Genomic DNA, 21,274 nt, shown 5'->3' with positions numbered 1-21,274 from the left:
AATCCGCCCTCAAACCACAATTACCACCAAAGTAGTAACAATATTCATTGATTATCACTTTGTTTTATAAGGATTATTTTAAATATGACAGAATGTTAACCGGGATTTATGCCACGCTTAGGTATTAAGTGGTAGATGGCTTACCAGCGTTATCTCCCTGAATTTAACCACCTTGCGCAGATCAAAAGTATGTTGTAACTAATAGCCACTCATAAAAAAGGCGCACCCTGTGGCGCGCCCTGTCACTTACCGTTAAGAAAAGACTTATTTCTGTTTACGGCCGTATACCGCCCAGGTGATCACCACGCAGGCAATATAGAACACGAGGAAGACTTTCATTGCTCCGGCCGGCGATCCGGTCAGATCCAGCGAAATACCGAACGCTTTCGGAATAAAGAAACCACCGATCGCGCCAATCGCCGAAATAAAGCCCAGCGCCGCGGCGGTATCCGTCGCCGCTTCACGCATCGCCTGCGCTTCACTGCCGCCCTGCGCTTTGACGCGATCCATCGTAAGCTTACGGAAGATAACGGAAATCATCTGGAAGGTGGAGGCGCTGCCCAATCCCGCGGTCAGGAACAGCACCATAAATACCGCGAAGAAGGCAATGAAGTTGCCGCCCTGACCATTGGTCGGCAGAGTCAGGAACAGTAACGCGCAGAAAATAGCCATCACCACGAAGTTGACCAGCGTCACGCGGGTCCCGCCGAGTCGGTCGGAAATCGCGCCGCCCATTGAGCGCGCCAGCGCGCCAATAAACGGACCGAAGAAGGCATAGTGCAGGATCTGCACGTCCGGGAACTGGGTTTTTGACAGCATCGCAAACCCGGCGGAGAAACCGATGAAAGAGCCGAAGGTCGCGAGATACAGCAGCGCCATGATCCACAGATGCAGGCGTTTAAGTACCGGTAACTGTTCGCTCAGCGACGCTTTTGAGGCCGACAGGTCGTTCATAAAGAACCACGCGGCCAGGGTAAAGATAATCAGGAAAGGCACCCAGATCCACGCGGCGTTTTCCAGATACAGCATCGAGCCATCCGGCTGCTCGCTACCGCTACCGCCGAACACGGCAAAGATAGAGAGCGAGACCACCAGCGGCGCAACCAGCTGCATTACGCTAACGCCCATGTTACCCAGACCGCCGTTAACCCCTAGCGCCCCGCCCTGTTTCTCTTTCGGGAAGAAGAAGCTGATGTTCGCCATGCTGGATGCAAAGTTAGCGCCGGCAAAGCCGCACAGCAGAGAGATAATCACGAACACGCTAAACGGCGTGGAGGTATCCTGTACCGCGAAGCCCAGCCATACGCACGGAATAATCATGATACCGGTACTGAACGCCGTCCAGCGGCGGCCGCCGAACAGCGGAACCATAAAGGCATAAGGTACGCGTAATAATGCGCCGGAAAGCGCCGGGAGGGCGGTCAGCATAAACAGCTGATCGGTAGTAAACTGAAAGCCAACTTTATTAAGGTTCACGGCGACGGCGCTGAACAACATCCAGACGCAGAACGCCAGTAAAAGGCAGGGAACGGAGATCCACAAATTACGGCTCGCCACACGATGGCCGCGCTGTTGCCAAAACTCAGGATCTTCAGGACGCCAGTCGGTGATGACTGAGCTGTTAGCCTTCTCCGGGATTGAAGAGTGACTCATAGATACCTCTGATTATTCATATTTCCTGATGCTACCTTAGGGGTTGCTCAAGGCTGTAAGTTGATATAAATCAAAGGAAAAGCGCGGGCCATTTTGTACAAAAATAAATCATACTCCGAAGTGAGTAGATAATTGTGAGAGAAAAAGTGTGGTTTTTCACGCGACTGCCGGGTTTCTGGTTATCCCTCCCACCACGGCGCCTACCACCGACAATTAAGGAGTAATACCTTAGGGGTATGGGTATACTCCAGGGGATAGCCGAGAATAAGCGCCACTCCCGGAGAGATGACCCATCAGGAGCCACCCATTCCATGTTAAAACGTCTTTTTACGCCGCTGACGTTGGTTAATCAGCTTGCGTTAATCGTACTGCTCGCCACCATCATCGGCGTGGCCGGCATGGCGATATCCGCCCGCCTGGTGCATGGGGTGCAGGGCAGCGCCCACGCCATTAACAAGGCCGGCTCGCTGCGTATGCAGAGCTATCGCCTGCTGGCGGCTATTCCGCTGACGGACAACGATCAAAAGTTGTTTAACGATATGACTGCAACCGTATTTAGCCCGGAGTTGCAATACTCCGCGCGTCGTGACGGCCAGGAAGTACAGCTGAAAGCGCTGCAGCAATATTGGCAGTTGTCGCTGGGACCGGGCATGAAACAGGCGGTCAGGCAAAGCGACGTGGCGCAAGATGTCGCCGATTTTGTCGACCGTATTGACCGGTTGGTTACCGCTTTCGACCACACGACAGAACAGCGTATCGAGCGCGTGGTCTGGATCCATCGCATTCTCGCCATCGGCATGGCGGTGCTGCTGATCTTTACCATCATCTGGCTGCGTGCGCGTCTGCTACGGCCATGGAAACAGTTACTGGGTATGGCGCGGGCGGTCAGCCAGCGCGATTTTACCCAGCGCGCGCACATTAGCGGGCGTAACGAAATGGCGACGCTCGGTATGGCGTTGAATAATATGTCGGAAGAGCTGGCGGAAAGCTACGCCGTGCTTGAACGGCGAGTACAGGAAAAGACCGCCGGCCTCGAGCAGAAAAACGAGATTCTGGCCTTTTTATGGCAGGCCAACCGTCGGCTACACTCCAGCGCCCCGCTGTGCGAGCGCATTTCACCGGTGTTGAATGGCCTGCAGGGGCTGACGCTGCTGCGTGATATTGAAGTGCGGGTATATGATCTCGAGGATGAAGACAATCATCAGGAATTTGCCTGCCACTCCGATATCGAATGCGATGATAAAGGCTGTTATCTGTGTCCGCGCGATCTTCCCCCGCTGCCGGATGGCGGTACGACGCTGAAATGGCGGCTATCGGACGCGCATAACCAGTATGGCATCCTGCTGGCCACGCTGCCGGTTGGCCGCCATCTGAGCCACGATCAACAGCAACTGGTGGATACGCTGGTGGAACAGCTGACCAGCACGCTCGCGCTGGACCGCCATCAGGAGAAGCAGCAGCAGCTTATTGTGATGGAAGAGCGCGCCACCATTGCCCGCGAGCTGCATGACTCAATCGCCCAGTCGCTTTCGTGCATGAAGATGCAGGTCAGCTGTCTGCAGATGCAGGGCGACAGCCTGCCGGATGAAAGCCGCCTGCTGCTGGGGCAAATACGCAACGAACTGAATACTTCGTGGGCGCAGTTGAGGGAGTTATTAACCACCTTCCGTCTGCAGCTTACCGAAGCAGGACTGCGTCCGGCGCTGGAGGCCAGCTGTCAGGAGTACAGCGCCCATTTTGGTTTCACGGTGCAACTCGATTACCAGTTGCCGCCGCGATTTGTCCCGTCGCATCAGGCGATTCACCTGTTGCAGATCGCCCGCGAGGCGTTAAGCAATGCGTTGAAGCACGCCAACGCGACGGAAGTCACCGTGACCGTGTCACAACGCGATAATCAGGTACGTTTAGTCGTTGCCGATAACGGCCGCGGCGTACCGGAAAACGCGGAGCGAAGTAACCATTACGGTTTAATTATTATGCGGGATCGCGCGCAAAGCTTGCGCGGCGACTGTCAGGTCCGCCGCCGGGAGACCGGCGGTACCGAAGTCGTGGTGACATTTATCCCGGAAAAAGCCTTCTCAATCCAATAAGGAGACCCCTATGAGTCAACAGGAACGGGCAACCATCCTTCTCATTGATGATCATCCCATGCTGCGCACTGGCGTTAAGCAACTGATTAGCATGGCGCCGGACATTCAGGTTATCGGCGAAGCCAGCAATGGCGAACAAGGTATTGAACTGGCGGAATCGCTGGATCCGGATCTTATTCTGCTGGACCTTAATATGCCGGGGATGAACGGCCTCGAAACCCTTGACAAGCTGCGGGAAAAATCGCTCTCCGGCCGCGTGGTCGTATTCAGCGTCTCCAATCATGAAGAGGACGTGGTGACCGCCCTGAAACGCGGCGCCGACGGCTACCTGCTGAAAGATATGGAACCGGAAGATTTGCTGAAAGCGCTGCAGCAGGCCGCTGCGGGCGAAATGGTATTAAGCGAAGCGTTAACCCCGGTACTGGCCGCCAGCCTGCGCGCTAATCGCGCCACGTCCGACCGCGACATCAGCCAGCTGACCCCGCGCGAGCGCGATATCCTGAAGCTGATTGCCCAGGGCCTGCCGAACAAAATGATCGCCCGCCGCCTGGATATCACCGAAAGTACGGTTAAAGTGCATGTGAAGCATATGCTGAAGAAAATGAAGCTGAAATCACGCGTTGAAGCCGCCGTCTGGGTTCACCAGGAACGGATCTTCTAAGGCGATTCCATCCAGGAAACGTCGGGAGCCGTAAACGTCACCAGCGGCTCGGTCAGCGCCAGTGCGATCTCATTGGACGAGACGCGCTGACCCGATTTGTCTTCAACCACCACCGACAGACGCCAGCGATTCACCGCGCCCGGCTCGCTGTTCCATACCGGCATAATGATGCTCCAGCCATCCGCACTGTTGGCATTAACCGGCGGCGTCAGGCTTAGCGCCTGAGTATCCCCCTGCCAGTGCAGCGATTTAATACCGTGCAGGCTATTAATTTGCAGCTTCAGCTGTACCGTTTCGCCGGAGTGCAGATCCCACGGCGGCGTCGCCAGATAGACCGTCAGATTCTTACGCTGGCGATACTCCACTACCGGCAGATTATCGCGTTCCGGGCTATCGTATCGGCTGCCGCGTAGCGAGTTGCTGATAGCCACTTCATCCGCCGCCAGTTGCTGTTTCAGCGGTACCCCAAAACGATAATTCAGCTTCAGGCCGACATTATTCTGGCTGACGCCATTTTCACCCTGTTTGTGTTTTGCGGTGACCGTCACCAACGGTACCGGGGTGTAATTCAGTCCCACCGAAACCGCTACCGGATTGTGGTATCCGGTACCGGAATGAAACAGATCGACGCTATCGCCGAAGTACTGTTCAACGCTGACGCTGGTATTAATGTGCTGATAAAACGGCAATCGCGCCTGGGCAGTCACGTCATAGCCAACGGCCATCCGCTGCTCCTGGGTCTGATTTTCCCGCAACTGCCAATCGCCGAGTGGGTGGTAATAGTTGGCCGATAAGCGCAAGTACTCGCCCCAGGCTTCCGCGCCGATGCTGCCGCGCGCCAGGCTCTCGCTGAGCACTTTGTCGTAAAACGAGTTATAACCCAACAGCCAGCTACCGACACGCCAGCGCTGACCGAGCCCAATATTGCCCACCAGATCGTTCTCGCGCCGGGTAACCGAATATTGATTCCAGGTGAGGTAACGCTCATTGTCCTGCAGCGGCACAAACCAGCTACCCTTGCTGCCGGTGAAGTTACCCTCTTTATCCACCAACAGGTCGATATTGGCATTACCCCACGGCGACAGCCAGTTTTCCAGCTGATGGCTGAACTCATTGCCGATTTTGCTGATGGCGAACATCCGCGCCTGCTCGCCGGTGGTCAGTCCGTTATCGCTCATGCTGGCTTCGCCGAATTTTTTTGCCATCTCGGCGAAATGTTTGGCATCGTCGTCAACCTGCGGCGCTATTCCTAAATCGGGCAGCGTAGTTTGCGGCGGCATACTGGTATCGTTGGTAATCAGCGCCCAGGCGGGAGCGCCTGTCAGCAGCAGGAGAAGCGTCAGTGATGGGGTTAAGCGGTACGGCAAAGGCATCAAACGGATTAACGTAAGCTCACGCAGAAAAACAACATCTTGTTAGTTTATCGTTTTTTGCCCTTCCCCGCAGCCCTGCGGGCCATTCCAGGAATAAACTGAAACCGGTTGGCGTTTGTTTTCCCCTATCATCAAACCAGCGTTCGGGTTTGATTTGCCGCCAGCAGCGCTTTGAGTTCCGGAATACAGGAACCACAGTTGGTGCCGCACTTGAGCTTCGCGCCAAGCGCCTCTACGCTGACGCAACCGCCGGCAATAGCCTCGCCGATCTGCCGCTCACCGATACTAAAGCAACTGCAAATAGTCTGCCCACGCGGCATGCTGTCGCCGCCCTTACGGCCGCTGAGCAGCGCATGGCGTAGCCCGGCGGTCTGCGGCGGCGTCCGGAACGCCGTATACAGCCATTCAGCATCGATTTGCGGCGGCTTAATATCGCTCCAGCAGCCGAGCATCAATTGTCCGTCGTGCCAGGCCAGTAGGTTCCACAGCCCACCGCCCTCGGCAATTTGCAACTGCCATCCCTGCTTGCGACACCACTCGGTCAGCCAGCTTTGCGGGCCGGTGTCCGCGGCTAGCGACAAATGGCTGAGCTCTACCGCCGCCCGCCGCCGCCAGTGCAGCGAGGAAGGCAACGGCAAGGGCTCGCGAGATAATAGCTCCCCTTGCCACGCTGGCCGCCACGGCGCTATCGCTACCGCCGACTGCTTGCTCTCCGGCTGCCCCGAATGCGGATCGGTGACCGCCGCCAGTAAGTTATTGACCCGCCCCTGGCGGGCAAACTGATTATTCCAGTGCATCGGCACAAAGAGTGAACCGCCGCGCTGCCCTTCGCTGACTATCACCTTCGCAATCATCACGCCGTGGCGCGACCAGACGCGAGCCAGTTCTCCCTCTCGTAATTCAAAACGACGAGCGTCAGCAGGTGCCACCTCGACGACCGGTTCGGCAATATGCTGCATCAACCGCGGTATGTCGCCGGTGCGGGTCATGGTATGCCACTGATCGCGAATACGTCCGCTATTGAGGATCAATGGATAAAATGCCTCGGTCTGCGCCCGGGTCGGCTGCGGCGACACCGGCACCATCCGCAACCTGCCGTCGACGTGCCAGCCCTCCGTTAACCGCCAGGGCGCGGCGCTGCGGCTCACCGGCCAGCGCACCGGCGCCAGGGCATCCCACGACTCCCGGCTGAGGTCCGCCAGCCCCCCGATATCAAACGCCCGCTGACCGTCATTTTCAAATCCTGAGAGCGCCGCGTGTTCACAAAACACCTCATGCGGATGTTGCCATGAAAAAGCCCGGGCATAACCTAATTCGGCGGCGAGACGGGAAATGATCCACCAGTCGGCTTTCGCCTCCCCCGGCGGCGGCAAAAAAGCCCGTTGACGCGAAATTCGCCGCTCCGAGTTGGTCACGGTACCGTTTTTTTCGCCCCATGCCAGCGCCGGAAAGCGGATATGGGCAAAGCGACCCGTATCAGTATTGGCGGCGACATCGGAGACCATCACCAGCGGACACCTGGACAGCGCCTGACTCACCGCGTGGCTATCGGGCAGTGAGACCACCGGATTGGTCCCCATAATCCACACCGCTTTGACCTCACCGCGTCCAATCGCGGCGAATAGTTCGACGGCGGTTAGTCCCGGCGTCTGCGCCAGTCGCTCGCTGCCCCAAAAACGCGCTAATCGCTGCAGGTCCTGCGGCTCAAAATTCATATGCGCCGCCAGCATCGTCGCCAGTCCCCCCACTTCACGCCCGCCCATGGCGTTAGGTTGACCGGTCAGCGAAAACGGCCCGCAGCCGCGGCGGGCAAATTTCCCGCTGGCAAGATGGACATTGATAATCGCGTTGCACTTATCGCTGCCGCTGGCGGACTGATTAATTCCCATGGTGTACAGCGTGATGGCGCGCGGTGCAGCGATAAAATCACGATAAAAGCGGGCCACCTGCTCCGGCGCCAGGCCGCAGAATGCGGCCGCTTTTTCCACGCTCCATTCCGCGGCGATAGTCAGCGCCTGCCGCTGGTCGCGAAAACCCGCCGCCATTTCGCCGCTGGCGGCAATGGCATTAAGCAGGCCGACAAATAGCCCGCCATCGCTACCGGGCGCCAAGGCCAGATGATCGTCGGCAATATCGCAGGTCGCGGTGCGTCGCGGATCCACCACCACGATCCGCAACCGCGGATTATCGCGTTTCGCCTGCGCCAACCGCTGATAGAGAACCGGATGCGCCCAGGCGGCGTTGGAGCCCACCAGCACCACCAGATCGCTTTGCTCGACATCTTCATAGCTGCACGGCACGACGTCCGCGCCGAGCGCCCGTTTATAGCCGGTGACCGCCGATGACATACATAACCGCGAATTCGTATCAATATTGGCGGCGCCGATAAAGCCCTTCATCAACTTGTTGGCGGCGTAATAATCCTCAGTTAACAGCTGACCGGAAGCGTAAAACGCGACCGCCTGCGGGCCGTAGCGCTCAATAATGTCGCGCAGACGTGAACCCGCCTCCGCCAGCGCCTGCGGCCAGCCGACCGCCCGGCCATCGACTTCAGGGTGTAATAACCGCCCGGTAAGCGAGGTCGTTTCCCCAAGCGCAGCCCCTTTTACGCACAAGCGGCCAAAGTTAGCGGGGTGGTTTTCATCGCCGCGAACCGTGACGGTTCCGCCTGGTTCAACGCGGGCGATAACTCCGCAACCGACGCCGCAGTATGGACAGGTGGTTCGGGTTTCGCTCATCAGCTAGCCTCCGCGCGCAGCAGTAATACCTGGTTGCCGACCCACACTTTGCCCTGTTCGATCTTCACCGGCCACGCGCGCACCGACGGCTCGCCGCTGTCGTACAAGCGACCGTCTCGCAAGCGAATCCGCTGTTTATAGAGTGGCGAAATGACGATCGGCTCGCCGCCCGCGTCGCCTAAAATGCCGCGCGATAACACGTTGGCCTCGCTGCCGGGTTCCTGGTTATCCAGCGCATAAACTTGCTCGCCGAAGCGGAACAGCGCAATCTGCCGTTCGCCGAGGCGCGCGCCGATCCCCGCCTGCGGCGGAATCGTGTCCAGGTCGCAGATCGCCTGCCACGGCCGCGACGGCAGGGCCGGTTGCCCAAGCCCTTGAGGCGCCACCAGCTGCGGCTGACCGCGCAGGATTTGCCGCTGCACCGCCTCATCGGCCTCATCGCTGTTAACGTAGGAACGGAATAGCGCCAGCCTCTGTGGGTCGTTCAGGGTGGTCTGCCATTCACACTGGTAGCTATCCACCACCCGCGCCATCTCCTGCTCCAGCTCATCGCCGATACCGAGACTATCGTGCAAGATCACCTCGCGTAGATACGCCACGCCGCCTTCAAGGTTATCCATCCAGCTACTGGTGCGCTGCAGGCGGTCGGCGGTGCGAATATAAAACATCAACAACCGATCGACAGTACGAATTAGGGTGGCGTCATCAAGGTCACTCGCAAAGAGGTCCGCATGGCGCGGTTTCATCCCGCCGTTGCCGCAGACGTAAAGATTCCAGCCCTTTTCAGTCGCAATAACCCCGATGTCTTTACCTTGCGCTTCGGCACATTCGCGGGTACAGCCCGAGACCGCCATTTTGATTTTGTGCGGCGCGCGCAGCCCCTTGTAACGATGTTCAAGCCTTACCGCCAGCCCCGTTGAATCCTGAACCCCATAGCGGCACCAGGTCGAGCCGACGCAGGATTTTACCGTGCGTAATGATTTGCCGTAGGCGTGTCCGGTTTCAAATCCCGCCGCCGCCAGTTCACGCCAGATGTCCGGCAGTTGCTCCAACCGCGCGCCAAACAGGTCGATACGCTGCCCTCCTGTCACTTTACTGTACAGTTGGTAACGTTTGGCGATATGGCCGATAGCGATAAGCCCATCCGGTGTCACTTCGCCTGCGGCCATCCGCGGCACCACCGAGTAAGTGCCGTCTTTCTGAATATTGGCGAAGTAGCGATCGTTGGTGTCCTGCAGCGGCAGATGCGCCGGTTTCAGCAGATACTCATTCCAGCAGGAGGCCAGTACCGACGCCACCAACGGTTTACACACTTCACAGCCGTGGCCCTGCCCGTAACGGCTAATGAGCTGATCGAAGGTATGGATGTGGTTAACTCGTACCAGATGATAGATCTCCTGCCGCGACCACGGAAAATGCTCGCAGATATCTTTTTTAACCTCGACGCCCTGCCCGGCAAGCTGGTGTTCCATCACCTGTTTGACCAGCGCGCTACAGCCGCCGCAGCCGGTCGCTGCTTTAGTACAGCTTTTGATTGCCGCCATATCGCCCGCTCCGGCGCTGACCGCCTGGCAAATGTCTCCCTTACTGACGTTATGGCAAGAGCAAATCTGCGCGCTATCCGGCAGCGCCGACACCCCCAGCGCTTTCGTCGTGGCCCCATCCATGGCCGGGAGGATCAGACTTTCCGGACGAGACGGTAGCGCCATGCCGTTCAGCATCATCTGCAACAGCGTCGCGTAGTCACCGGCATCGCCCACCAATACGCCGCCCAGCAGCATTTTGCCATCAGCGCTGACAACGATCTTTTTGTAGATCTGCCGCGGACCATCGGTCCATTGATAGCTCTGGCAACCAGCTGTACGTCCGTGAGCATCGCCAAACGACGCCACATCCACGCCGAGCAGTTTGAGTTTGGTGCTCATATCGGCGCCGCTAAAACGGGCCGCTTCGCCAGTCAACTGCGCCGCTGCGGTGCGCGCCATGTGGTAGCCCGGCGCCACCAGGCCATAAATTTTGTTGTTCCACAGCGCGCATTCGCCAATCGCCAATATATCTGCGTCCGAGGTCCGGCAGTGGTCATCGATACCGATACCGCCGCGTTCGCCGATTGCCAGGCCTGCGCCGCGCGCCAGCGCATCCTGCGGGCGGATCCCGGCGGAAAAGACCACCATATCGGTCTGCAGCGTGCCGCCATCGGCAAAGTTAAGCTGCAGCCCGTCGGCGGTGCGCACTATCGAGGTCGTCGCTTTGCTGGTATGCACGCCAACCTCCAGATCGAGAATTTTCTCCCGTAGCATCGCCGCGCCGCCGTTATCCAACTGCACCGCCATCAGGTTGGCGGCGAACTCCACCACATGGGTCTTAAGCCCCAACTGTTTTAACGCGTTGGCGGCTTCCAGCCCCAACAGCCCGCCTCCGATGACCACCCCGCTCTGCGCAGTGGCGGCGCGGTCGGCAATGCGGTCAAGATCGTCAAGCGTACGATAGACGAAGCAGCCTTCTTCATCGTTACCGGGGATTGGCGGCACAAAGGGATAGGAGCCGGTCGCCAGCACCAGCTTATCCCAATGGGTTTCATGGCCGTGGGCATCGCGCACGATTCGCGCCGGACGATCGATTTCCGCGATCGTCTCTCCTAGCCGCAGCTCAATCCCGTACTGGCTAAAAAAGTCTCCCTCTACCAGCGATAGCGACTCTGCGCTGCGCCCGGCGAAATATTCCGAGAGATGAACCCGGTCATAGGCGGCATAGCGCTCTTCGCCAAAAACCACGATACGGTACTGCTGGTGCAGGTTCCGGCTCACGCATTGCTCAAGAAAATGGTGGCCGACCATGCCGTGTCCGACCAGCACTAATACAGGTTTAGTCATCGTCATTTTTCCTGCAGCTCGCGGCTGCGTTATAGAAGGGTCAAAAAGCCACTCCGCCGAAGGCGACTTATCGCTGCCGAGCAGCGCGGTAAGCGGCGCCGCATGCTGACAGTCGCCCAGCAGCAGCACGCCGTGCAGCCGGCCATCGCGGACCAACAGGCGACGGTAGTGGCGATCGATGGGGTCCCAACTGCTGTAGATCTGGTCCTGCTCGCCGGCCCGCTGTTCGCCGGCGCTAAAAAACTCGATACCGGAGACCTTCAGCCGGGTGCCGCCGTCCTGCCAGCTTAATTCTTCGCCGGGAGCCCCGCACAGGCGTTCAACTAACACATCGGCCTGGCGCAAGCAGGGAGCCACCAGCCCCCAGGTTTGGCCGTCAATCTCACAACACTCGCCGATAGCGCTGATCCCCGGCAGCGAGGTCGCCATCCGGCGGTCGACGATAATCCCCCGCTGGCAGGCTACGCCGCTGCGCGCCGCCAGACGGATATCCGGCCGTACACCGGTGGCTAACACCACCCGGCTGGCGGCAAAAGCGCGCCCGTCCTCCAGCCGCACATGCTGCTCGTCAATAGCGGCAATTCGGCTCTCCAGCTCGCAGTGGATGCCGCGTGCCTCAAGCTGTTGTTTTAACTGTTCCGCGGCAAAAGCATCGGTAAGCGGCTCCATCAAACCGCTACCGCGATGGAGTAGCGTCACTTCCCCACCGTGACGGCGCAGCGCCGCCGCGACCTCCACGCCCAGTACGCCACCGCCGATTACCACCGCCGGGCCGGGGATTGCCAGGATGCCTTCGACATCCGCCTGGGTGCGAAAGGCGAATACCTGCGGGCGCTCAATGCCCGGCAGCGACGGGATAAATGGCTGCGATCCGGTGGCGAACACCAGTTCATCCCATCCCAGCCAGTCGCCGCCGACGCGCAGCCTCCGCCCCGCGACATCCACTTCGCTGACCGCTTCGCCAAGCCGCACGCGGACACCATGCTGTGCGTACCACTCCGTCGGCAGCAGTTGGATTTGCGCCGCCGTTTTTTCCCCGCCGAGTACCGGCGAGAGCTGAATGCGGTTGTAGGCCGGCTGTGGTTCATCGCCGATTAGCGTGATGATGAAACGCCCCTGCGCGCGCGCCGCCAGCTTCTCAGCCAGCCGGGTTGCCGCCATACCGTTGCCGATAATCACCAGTCGCCGCATCATTCCGCCTTACGCCGCTTTCGGCTGCTTTTCGTAGAGGAAATGGAGGATCTGCTGACGCAGGTGGTGGTAGCGGTTATCTTCCGCCAGTTGGACCCGGCTACGCGGACGCGGCAGATTAACGTCAAGGATCTCGCCGATCGTCGCGGCCGGGCCATTGGTCATCATTAACACCCGGTCGGAAAGCAGCACCGCTTCATCGACGTCGTGGGTGATCACGACAATGGTGGTGTTCAGTTCCTGCTGGATGTGCATTACCGCGTCCTGCAGATGGGCTCGGGTGAGCGCGTCCAGCGCGCCAAAAGGCTCATCAAGCAGTAACACTTTTGGCTTCATCGCCAGCGCGCGCGCGATGCCAACGCGTTGCTTCATACCGCCGGAGATCTCTCCCGGCCGTTTGTGCAGCGCGTGCCCCATCTGTACTCGCTGTAAATTGTGTTCGATCCACTCCCGGCGCTCTGCCTTGCTCATGGTGCGGCGAAACACCTGATCCACCGCCAGCGCCACGTTGTCAAAACAGCTCAGCCATGGCAGCAGCGAATGGTTCTGAAACACCACAGCCCGTTCAGGCCCCGGCCCGGAAATTTCACGGTTATCGCATAACAGTCCGCCCTCAGTAGGCTGGGTAATCCCGGCGATCAGGTTCAATAGCGTGGATTTTCCGCATCCGGAGTGGCCAATCAGGCTAATGGTTTCCCCTTCGTGAATATCAAAAGAGACGTTTTGCAGCGCCAGGAACTCGCCGCTGGCGGTGTTAAAGCGTTGACTGACGGCCTGTACCTGAATTAATGGTTTCATAGCGACTCCTTATTTTTCCTGCCAGCTGAAGCGGCGGGCGAGCAATATGAGCCCCTGTTCTAGCAGCAGGCCGACAACGCCGATAATGACGATGGCGATGATGATGTTTTCCACATTGAGGTTGTTCCATTCATTCCAGATCCAAAACCCGATACCCAACCCGCCGGTCAGCATCTCGGCGGCGACGATCACCAGCCAGGCAATGCCTATCGATAGCCGCACGCCGGTTAATACCGCAGGCAGCACTGCCGGAAAGAGGATTTTGCGCATCACCGTCCATTCCGACAGCTGCAGCACGCGAGCCACATTGAGATAGTCCTGCGGGATACGCCTGACGCCTTCCGCGGTGTTAATGACCATCGGCCAGATAGAGCAGATAAAAATGGTCCAGCTGGAAGCCGGTTCCGCCTTCTGGAACAACAGCAGGCCAATCGGTAACCACGCCAGCGGACTCACCGGGCGCAGCAGCGCGATGAGCGGATTAAACATTCGCGCAAAGAACAGCGAGCGGCCGATAAGAAAGCCCAGCGGAATACCGGCCAGCGCCGCCAAACCAAAGCCCACCGCAACCCGTTGCAGCGAAGCCAGCACGTTCCAGCCGATGCCCATATCGTTCGGTCCGTCGCGGTAGAACGGGTCGGAAAACAGCGTCAGCGCCGAATCCAGGGTGCTCAGCGGCGTCGGGAAGCCTTTCGTACCAATCGCCGCCAGCTGCCAGCCGAGCAGCAGCAGACCCAGGCCCAGCAGCGGTGGCAGCAGACGCTGCAGCGCGGCATTAAGCCAGCGCCTGGCGAACGGTGTAGCTTTGCGCACCTGCAGCGGCGGCAGGACAATGATTTCGCCCGGCGCGGTTGACGTCTGCGCGCGCGGCTGCGTGTTAATGGCTGGTTTCATCTCATGTCCCCTTATGTTGAATGGCGAAACTGGCGGCGTACCCTTCCGGGTCGATGCCGTTCCACACTTTGCCGTCCAGCAGCGTGCTGCTGCGTAGCGTTTGCGTTGGCGCAGTGATACCGCCCACGGCCTGCGCCGCCTCTTTCCACAGGTCGATGCGGTTGATACGCTGCGCTACCGCCTGATAATCAGGCGCGCTTTTCAGCAGGCCCCAGCGGCGGAATTGGGTTAAGAACCACATGCCGTCTGAAAGCCACGGATAACTGGCTTCGCCCTGCTGGAAGAAGCGCATGGGGTGATCGTCGCGCCAGCGTTTGCCGATGCCGTTGTCGTATTCGCCAAGCATTCGACCGCTAAGGTACTGTTCTTTCGTGTTGAGCCACGCGCGTCTGGCGAGGATCCGCGCGGTTTCGCGGGTGTTGTCGGCAGACGCTTCAATCCAGCGCTGTGCCTCCAGCAGCGCCGCCACCAGCGCCCTTGCGGTATTTGGGTAGCGCGCCACCCAATCGCTGCGCGCGCCGAGAATTTTTTCTGGATGATCTGGCCAGATTTGCTGGCTGGTTGCCGCCGTAAAACCAATGCGATCGTTGATCGCACGCGCGTTCCACGGTTCGCCAACGCAGAAGCCAACCATATTGCCGATGCGCATGTTCATTACCATTTGCGGCGGCGGCACGACCACCATGCGCACATCGGCGAAAGGATCGATACCGGCATTGGCCAGCCAGTAATAGAGCCACATCGCATGGGTGCCGGTAGGAAAGGTGTGGGCGAAGGTGTAGCTGCCCGGCGCTTTTTGGCCGATCAGCCGCTTGAGCCCATGACTATCGCTAACGCCTTGCGCCTGCAGGTCACTTGAGAGGGTGATCGCCTGACCGTTGCGGTTCAGGGTCATCAGGTTGGCCATCTGCTGCGGTTTGCCGGCAATACCAAGCTCAAGGCCATACAGCATGCCGTAGAGGATATGCGCCGCATCGAGTTCGCCGGCAACCAGCTTATCGCGCACCGCCGCCCAACTGGCCTCCTTACTTGGCTGCAGGCTGATGCCATACTTTTTATCGAATCCTTTCAATGCCGCAATCGCCAGCGGCGCGCAGTCGGTTAGCGGGATGAATCCGACCCGCACGGTGGCCAACTCCGGTTTATCGGAACCCGCCGCCCACGCCGCCTGCATCACGCCGGGCAGCAGCATAGCGCCGCTCAGCGCTGCCCCGACCTGCAAAAAACGCCGTCGTGAAATGAAAACTTTATCGCCCATAGCCGCTCCAGAACGCGCAAAAAAAAGCGCCCGGCAGTGCTTTCGCACCGCAGGACGCCTTTATCCAGAGATCTTCAGACCGCCGTTGGCCCGTTATCTCAAATTGTTGATTCACTCAAGTTCAGTAATGCAAAGCAGATGCCAATTTATCATTGCCCGCCAGGCGTCGTTTTACCGCTCCGCCGCGTAAACTATTGCACCATCGTCAGGCAACCCTGCTCGCTGATTGTGCATTCAATTTGACGATGAGTCCGGCAGCAGAGCTTTCACCGTCAGCAACGCGCGAGCGATTTCAACCATCCGCTGGTTCTTATCCATCGCCATTTTACGCAGCGCCTGCCAGGCTTGTTCTTCTTGCATCCCTTGATGGCTTATCAGCAGCGCTTTCGCCTTATCAATAATCTTGCGCTCCTCAAGCGTCGCTTTCAGTGAAGCCAGTTGGCCGGAAAGTTGCTCAAGTTCCCACGCCTGCTGGCGGACCAGCGGCAGAAGCTGCTTATCCAGGCGCAAAGTCAGGCTATCGCCGCACTCTTCTTCAGGCCATTGCAGCGGCGGCATATCGTCTTCTCCACGTTCTAGCAACTGCCGGGTCGCGCTGAGCAGATCGGCAATCAACGCCTCCTCCAGACCGCGCATCTGCTCAATCCGTTCAGTTTGCAGACTAAACCAGCGGTGCGCCGCGGCCCCTTCGTCCGCCGAGGGCTGGCGGGTACAGGCGATGCGCCGCAGTTGCTCTATCTCGCGCCCGGCTTCGCAACCCTGCATCAGCTCAAGCGTCCGTGGCAGACCGGAAAGTGCCTGAAAGCTGTCAAAACAGGGCTGCTGACCGTCAATGCGGTCAACCAGTAGCTGACGGAGCTCGCCGTTAAATTGGCCGCGCGCGAAGCCCAACGCTCCCAGCGCGCGCTCCTGGCCCGCCAGCTCTTTACCCTGCATAAAGCTGTACAGGGCGACCATACGCCCGGCGATCTGCGGATCGTCAATGCTGTCATTCAACTGCGGCACAATATTCAATATATGGCGAATAATACGGCTAAAACGCTGAGTGGCCTCCTGAGCGTCCACCGCGCGGCCTTGCACCGCCGTCCGCAGCGCCGGAAGCTGCGCCAGATACCACACCGCGCTGGCTATTCGCCAACACAGCGCGCTGCTGGCGGATTCCCGCGCCGGTTGCAGCGCAGCATAAAAAGCACTTAAGCGCGCGTCCACCAGCGCCCCGCCAGCCCGACGCTCGGCGTCATACAAGCGGCCATCGGAAGAGAGCCACATATTGGAGGCACCGCGCTCGCACTGCAGCATATGAACCAACCCACTTATTTCGCTCGCCAGCGTCCCTTGCTGCGTTAGCTGGCGGAGCTGCTGTTTTTGTAGTTGGCGCGCATAATGAAACCAGCCGATTGCTTCAGGCGTCATGCCGGTCGTATTATTCATACCCCCTCCCGAATTACGTCTTTAGGTAAAGCTAAGCAATAACCGTGCCTGATAAAAGGAGTCTTTATGCAACGTATTGTGATTGTCGCCAACGGCGCCGCCTACGGCAGCGAATCCCTGTTTAATAGCCTGCGTCTGGCTATCGCCCTGCGCGAGCAGAATTCAGACCTCGATCTGAAGCTGTTTTTAATGTCCGATGCGGTGACCGCCGGGCTGCGCGGACAGAAACCGGCGGAAGGCTATAACATTCAGCAGATGCTGGAGATCCTCACCGCGCAGAATGTGCCGGTAAAACTCTGCAAAACCTGCACGGACGGACGCGGGATCACCCATTTGCCATTAGTAGATGGCGTGGAAGTGGGAACCCTGGTCGAGCTGGCGCAGTGGACGCTGGCGGCGGATAAAGTGCTGACCTTCTGAATTAATCGCCATTAACAGGATTAAATGTCAGGCTGGTGGCTATTGCTGATGCAAAAGTACGCCAGCTGAACGCTTTCAGGAAGATTGTCATTTTTGTTTAATCGTTATTCATTTTGTTGATCGAAATCATCATCCACACGCTCCCCCTTTGGTGTTATGCAACGAGCAAAGTGTGAACAATATCACGCGCGGGTTGATGTATTCAGAGACAGAAACGGGGTATGAAAATGGCAATGGTAAAAGCAAGTTTGACGTTATTCGGCGGTGATACGCTGGTGGTGCGCTGTTCGGAGCGCTGTCATATTCACTTAATGAGCGCCAAGGCCGCCGGCGACAGCCACGCCGATATTTTTAGCGTGCAGGACAGGGACAGCGCTTATCTCACCGTGCCCTACAGCGGTACCTGGAACGTGCTGATCGACAGCCATAGCCAGTCGCTGGAGCACTCCATTAGCTACGTTCCCGCCTGAACCTCAACGCCCGGCTGACCGGGCGTTTTTTATGCAAGCCCGGGTTGGCTCGCCTCGCCGACCAGATGCCGCACCTGGATAATCAGATCGTCAAGACTGGCGTCACGCATGCCGAGCTTGCGTAATTCCTGATCCAACGAAAAGAGATACTGGGCATTGGTGCCGAGCGGCCCGCTGGCGCGGGCAATTAGCGGCGCGATGGTTTGCGCGCTGGTATCGGATTCATACAGCGGATGGCGCGGATCCATGATAAACACCAGCGCATTCACCGTACGCCCGTCATCAAGCTCAAGACGGCACCAGGTGGGCAAATAGCAGCCGGTGATCATTTCTCGCTTCCACAGTAGCGTCAGCTCTTGCTCCAGCGTCTCATCCGGCAGACGATAGGCTACTCCGGTGGTGCGCCCGCCTTCCTTCAGCGCCAGCATCCTGCCCGGCTGATGCGCGCTACCGCGACCGGCGGTCAGGCGCAGACAAAACGCGCGATGCCAACCTGGCAGCGTACCGGTGCAGGATTCGCTGTATTCCAGCGCCGGGTTCCACATCAGCGAACCATAGCCGAAAATCCACACCGAACCGTTGTCCGGACGACAGGCCAGGGTCGCCGCCAGCGAGGCTGCCCGTTGCTCTGCCGACCACAGCAGCGATTCCTCAATCGCGCCAAACGCCGTCTTACAATCCGCATTCATTAAGAAATCACGAGTTAACACTTTCTACTACCTCCGCCACTGCCTGCTTCCCGGCGATAATCTGTGCCATCCGTGAATATTGCTGAATTATTATCCAGCTTTATTACTCAATAAGCAATTAACGGAGCGTTGACAAGGGGTCTGAAAAAAAATTAGATCGCAAAAGTGATTACTTTTTCTTATGCCATTTGTCGTCATCGCCCTTTTGATAATCATTTTTAACCGCCGCCCAGGCGACTTTATGCGCCGTCTCCTCACGGCTGGCATCATCGCGACGGTCGGCTTTGTCTTTATATTGATCCCAGGCGCTATTGAAAGCTTCTTTATAAATTTCCTGCGCGTGTTCCGGCAGGACGTGCTGAACGCTATCGGGAAGCTCTTGTTTACTGCGGTAAGGCATAATGACCTCCAGAATCAGGATAAAAACTAAGTCTGGAACACAATTCCCGGGTTGGCAAATCACAGGAATATTGAGAAATGAATTTTAGTAATTATCTGAAAAATATGTACAAAACATACGTAACAGCCCTTTTTGACAGACCAACGCATTTCTTATGCAAGAGTGGTAAATTTAAGTAAAAATACAAATTAAACCTATCAATGTCTGTTATTTTATTAACTTACGTTATCTATAATTATAACACCTGCATAAATGGAGATGGTTCATGACACATGCACATGAGGCGGTTAAGACCCGCCACAAGGAGACCTCCCTCGTTTTTCCGGTTTTAGCACTGGTGGTGCTGTTTCTCTGGGGAAGCAGTCAATCACTACCAGTGGTCGTTGCGATTAATATTCTGGCGCTGGTCGGGATTCTGAGTAGCGCATTTAGCGTGGTTCGCCACGCCGACGTCCTTGCTCACCGCCTCGGCGAGCCCTATGGTTCATTAATTTTGAGCCTGTCAGTGGTCATTCTTGAAGTGAGCCTGATTTCCGCATTAATGGCGACCGGCGACGCCGCGCCAACGCTAATGCGCGATACGTTATATTCAATCATTATGATCGTCACCGGCGGTCTGGTCGGTTTCTCATTACTGCTGGGCGGGCGTAAATTCGCCACGCAGTATATGAATTTGTTTGGTATCAAGCAGTACCTGATCGCCCTCTTCCCGCTGGCGATTATCGTGCTGGTATTCCCGATGGCGTTGCCGGGCGCCAACTTCAGCACCGGCCAGGCGCTGCTGGTGGCGCTGATTTCCGCCGCCATGTACGGCGTATTTCTGCTCATTCAGACCAAAACACACCAGAGCCTGTTTGTCTACGAGCATGAAGATGACAGCGACGATGACGACCCGCATCACGGTAAGCCATCGGCGCACAGCAGCGGCTGGCACACGGCCTGGTTACTGGTACACCTGGTTGCGGTTATCGCCGTTACCAAAATGAACGCAAATCCGCTGGAAACGCTGTTGACCAGTATGAACGCGCCTGTCGCCTTTACCGGCTTCCTGGTGGCGCTGCTGATCCTCTCACCGGAAGGACTCGGCGCCTTGAAAGCGGTACTGAATAACCAGGTGCAGCGCGCGATGAACCTCTTCTTTGGTTCGGTACTGGCGACGATTTCCCTGACGGTGCCTGTCGTTACACTTATCGCCTTCCTTACCGGCAATGAACTCCGCTTCGGCCTTGGCGCGCCGGAAATGGTGGTGATGGTAGCGTCGCTGGTGCTGTGCCATATTTCGTTCTCAACCGGGCGCACCAATGTCCTTAACGGCGCGGCGCATCTGGCGCTGTTCGCCGCCTACCTGATGACGATATTTGCCTGACCGGGTAATCAGCAATAATGCCAAAAAAAAGCCTGTCGGTGACGAAACCGGCAGGCTTTTTTACTGCTCAACGAAACTTAGTTGCTGGTATCCAGCTCGTCGAAGCTTTTCACCAGATCGTCGATTGCTTTCATTTGCTTCAGGAACGGTTCCAGTTTAGCCAGCGGCAGCGCGGACGGGCCGTCACATTTCGCGTGGTCCGGATCCGGGTGCGCTTCAATGAACAGACCGGCGATACCCACCGCCATCCCGGCGCGGGCCAGTTCCGTCACCTGAGCGCGGCGGCCGCCTGAGGCAGCGCCAAACGGGTCGCGGCACTGCAGGGCGTGGGTTACGTCAAAGATAACCGGCGAGTTGTTGGACGCTTTCTTCATTACGCCGAAGCCGAGCATATCTACGACCAGGTTGTCGTAGCCGAAGTTGGCGCCGCGATCGCAGAGGATCACTTTGTCGTTACCGCCTTCAATGAACTTATCGACGATGTTGCCCATCTGGCCCGGGCTGACGAATTGCGGTTTCTTGACGTTGATAACAGCGCCGGTTTTGGCCATCGCTTCCACCAGATCAGTCTGACGCGCGAGGAACGCCGGCAGCTGGATCACATCAACCACGTCGGCCACCGGCTGCGCCTGGCTGGCTTCGTGGACGTCAGTGATGATTTTCACGCCGAAAGTCTGCTTCAGCTCCTGGAAAATCTTCATCCCTTCTTCCAGACCCGGCCCACGATAGGAGTGGATGGAAGAACGGTTGGCTTTATCAAAAGAGGCTTTGAACACATACGGAATGCCCAGCTTTTGCGTGACGGTCACATAATGTTCGCAGATACGCATCGCAAGATCGCGGGACTCCAGCACGTTCATTCCGCCAAACAGCACGAACGGCAGGTCATTTGCTACGTTGATATCACCAATGCTAACCACTTTTTGTTTCATAAGATCGCCTTATCAGGGTGTAACCGGAATGGTTCCA

Annotated in this window: 16 protein-coding genes; 5 read left to right on the top strand and 11 right to left on the bottom strand. The window is 57.8% G+C overall.

The window, feature by feature from the left end; genetic code table 11:
- Nucleotides 1-264 precede the first annotated feature (264 nt).
- Entirely contained in the window at nucleotides 265-1,653 is a 1,389-nt protein-coding gene (locus PGS10_RS17810; protein ID WP_045393811.1) for a NarK family nitrate/nitrite MFS transporter, read from the bottom strand.
- 311 nt (nucleotides 1,654-1,964) lie between these two features.
- Here PGS10_RS17810 and narX point away from each other — a divergent pair, with 311 nt between their 5' ends.
- Both narX and narL read left to right on the top strand, forming a co-directional pair.
- Nucleotides 1,965-3,743, top strand: a complete 1,779-nt coding sequence (gene narX / locus PGS10_RS17805; protein ID WP_045393808.1) for a nitrate/nitrite two-component system sensor histidine kinase NarX — start codon at nucleotides 1,965-1,967, stop codon at nucleotides 3,741-3,743.
- 10 nt (nucleotides 3,744-3,753) lie between these two features.
- Nucleotides 3,754-4,404 carry a two-component system response regulator NarL gene (gene narL / locus PGS10_RS17800; RefSeq protein WP_045375156.1) on the top strand — a complete coding sequence of 217 codons (651 nt, stop codon included), beginning with the start codon at nucleotides 3,754-3,756 and terminating at the stop codon, nucleotides 4,402-4,404.
- Here narL and PGS10_RS17795 read toward each other — a convergent pair.
- The 7 genes from PGS10_RS17795 to nasR all read right to left on the bottom strand — a co-directional run bounded on the left by PGS10_RS17795 (nucleotide 4,401) and on the right by nasR (nucleotide 16,960).
- Nucleotides 4,401-5,777, bottom strand: coding sequence for a YchO/YchP family invasin (locus PGS10_RS17795; RefSeq protein WP_316423311.1), 1,377 nt, complete (start codon nucleotides 5,775-5,777; stop codon nucleotides 4,401-4,403). The two genes, narL and PGS10_RS17795, sit on opposite strands and share 4 nt — an antisense overlap.
- 131 nt (nucleotides 5,778-5,908) lie before the next feature.
- Nucleotides 5,909-8,515, bottom strand: a complete 2,607-nt coding sequence (locus PGS10_RS17790; RefSeq protein WP_289576668.1) for a nitrate reductase — start codon at nucleotides 8,513-8,515, stop codon at nucleotides 5,909-5,911.
- Nucleotides 8,515-12,582: a nitrite reductase large subunit NirB gene (nirB, locus tag PGS10_RS17785; protein ID WP_316423310.1), complete on the bottom strand. Its 4,068-nt coding sequence runs from the start codon at nucleotides 12,580-12,582 to the stop codon at nucleotides 8,515-8,517. Before nirB ends, PGS10_RS17790 begins: the two co-directional genes overlap by 1 nt.
- Nucleotides 12,583-12,588: 6 nt before the next feature.
- Nucleotides 12,589-13,377, bottom strand: a complete 789-nt coding sequence (locus tag PGS10_RS17780; RefSeq protein WP_047078765.1) for an ABC transporter ATP-binding protein — start codon at nucleotides 13,375-13,377, stop codon at nucleotides 12,589-12,591.
- Nucleotides 13,378-13,386: 9 nt separating this feature from the next.
- The gene (gene ntrB / locus PGS10_RS17775; protein ID WP_045361320.1) at nucleotides 13,387-14,271 is read right to left on the bottom strand and encodes a nitrate ABC transporter permease; all 885 of its coding nucleotides are present in this window, start codon (nucleotides 14,269-14,271) and stop codon (nucleotides 13,387-13,389) included.
- Nucleotide 14,272: 1 nt separating this feature from the next.
- Nucleotides 14,273-15,529 (bottom strand): CmpA/NrtA family ABC transporter substrate-binding protein, encoded by a 1,257-nt coding sequence (locus tag PGS10_RS17770; protein WP_047078764.1) that lies wholly within the window; start codon nucleotides 15,527-15,529, stop codon nucleotides 14,273-14,275.
- A 234-nt stretch (nucleotides 15,530-15,763) separates the two neighbouring features.
- Nucleotides 15,764-16,960, bottom strand: coding sequence for a nitrate regulatory protein NasR (nasR, locus tag PGS10_RS17765; protein ID WP_047046757.1), 1,197 nt, complete (start codon nucleotides 16,958-16,960; stop codon nucleotides 15,764-15,766).
- A 66-nt stretch (nucleotides 16,961-17,026) separates the two neighbouring features.
- Between nasR and PGS10_RS17760 the strand changes: the two genes are divergently transcribed.
- Together PGS10_RS17760 and PGS10_RS17755 are read left to right on the top strand one after the other, a co-directional pair.
- On the top strand, nucleotides 17,027-17,380 hold the full coding sequence (locus PGS10_RS17760) for a DsrE/DsrF/TusD sulfur relay family protein (protein WP_047046759.1): 354 nt from the start codon (nucleotides 17,027-17,029) through the stop codon (nucleotides 17,378-17,380).
- Between the two features lie 227 nt (nucleotides 17,381-17,607).
- Nucleotides 17,608-17,850, top strand: a complete 243-nt coding sequence (locus tag PGS10_RS17755) for a DUF1883 domain-containing protein (RefSeq protein ID WP_015705086.1) — start codon at nucleotides 17,608-17,610, stop codon at nucleotides 17,848-17,850.
- Between the two features lie 29 nt (nucleotides 17,851-17,879).
- On the opposite strand, the gene PGS10_RS17750 is transcribed toward PGS10_RS17755, so the two are convergent.
- Together PGS10_RS17750 and chaB are read right to left on the bottom strand one after the other, a co-directional pair.
- Complete coding sequence (locus PGS10_RS17750) at nucleotides 17,880-18,560, bottom strand: gamma-glutamylcyclotransferase (RefSeq protein WP_015705085.1); 681 nt, start codon at nucleotides 18,558-18,560, stop codon at nucleotides 17,880-17,882.
- A gap of 148 nt (nucleotides 18,561-18,708) precedes the next feature.
- A complete protein-coding gene (chaB, locus tag PGS10_RS17745; RefSeq protein WP_015367102.1) occupies nucleotides 18,709-18,939 on the bottom strand; it encodes a putative cation transport regulator ChaB in 231 nt (76 codons plus the stop codon).
- A 265-nt stretch (nucleotides 18,940-19,204) separates the two neighbouring features.
- Between chaB and chaA the strand changes: the two genes are divergently transcribed.
- Entirely contained in the window at nucleotides 19,205-20,305 is a 1,101-nt protein-coding gene (gene chaA / locus PGS10_RS17740) for a sodium-potassium/proton antiporter ChaA (protein WP_015367104.1), read from the top strand.
- Between the two features lie 77 nt (nucleotides 20,306-20,382).
- Here the strand turns inward: chaA and kdsA are convergent, their stop codons facing one another.
- Nucleotides 20,383-21,237, bottom strand: a complete 855-nt coding sequence (gene kdsA / locus PGS10_RS17735) for a 3-deoxy-8-phosphooctulonate synthase (RefSeq protein ID WP_015367105.1) — start codon at nucleotides 21,235-21,237, stop codon at nucleotides 20,383-20,385.
- Nucleotides 21,238-21,274: the final 37 nt, after the last annotated feature.

It is taken from the genome of Klebsiella sp. 141153 (assembly GCF_032601995.1).
Lineage (GTDB): Bacteria > Pseudomonadota > Gammaproteobacteria > Enterobacterales > Enterobacteriaceae > Klebsiella > Klebsiella aerogenes.
Note: the sequence above shows the minus strand (reverse complement) of the source record. Positions and strands in the feature narration are given on the sequence as shown.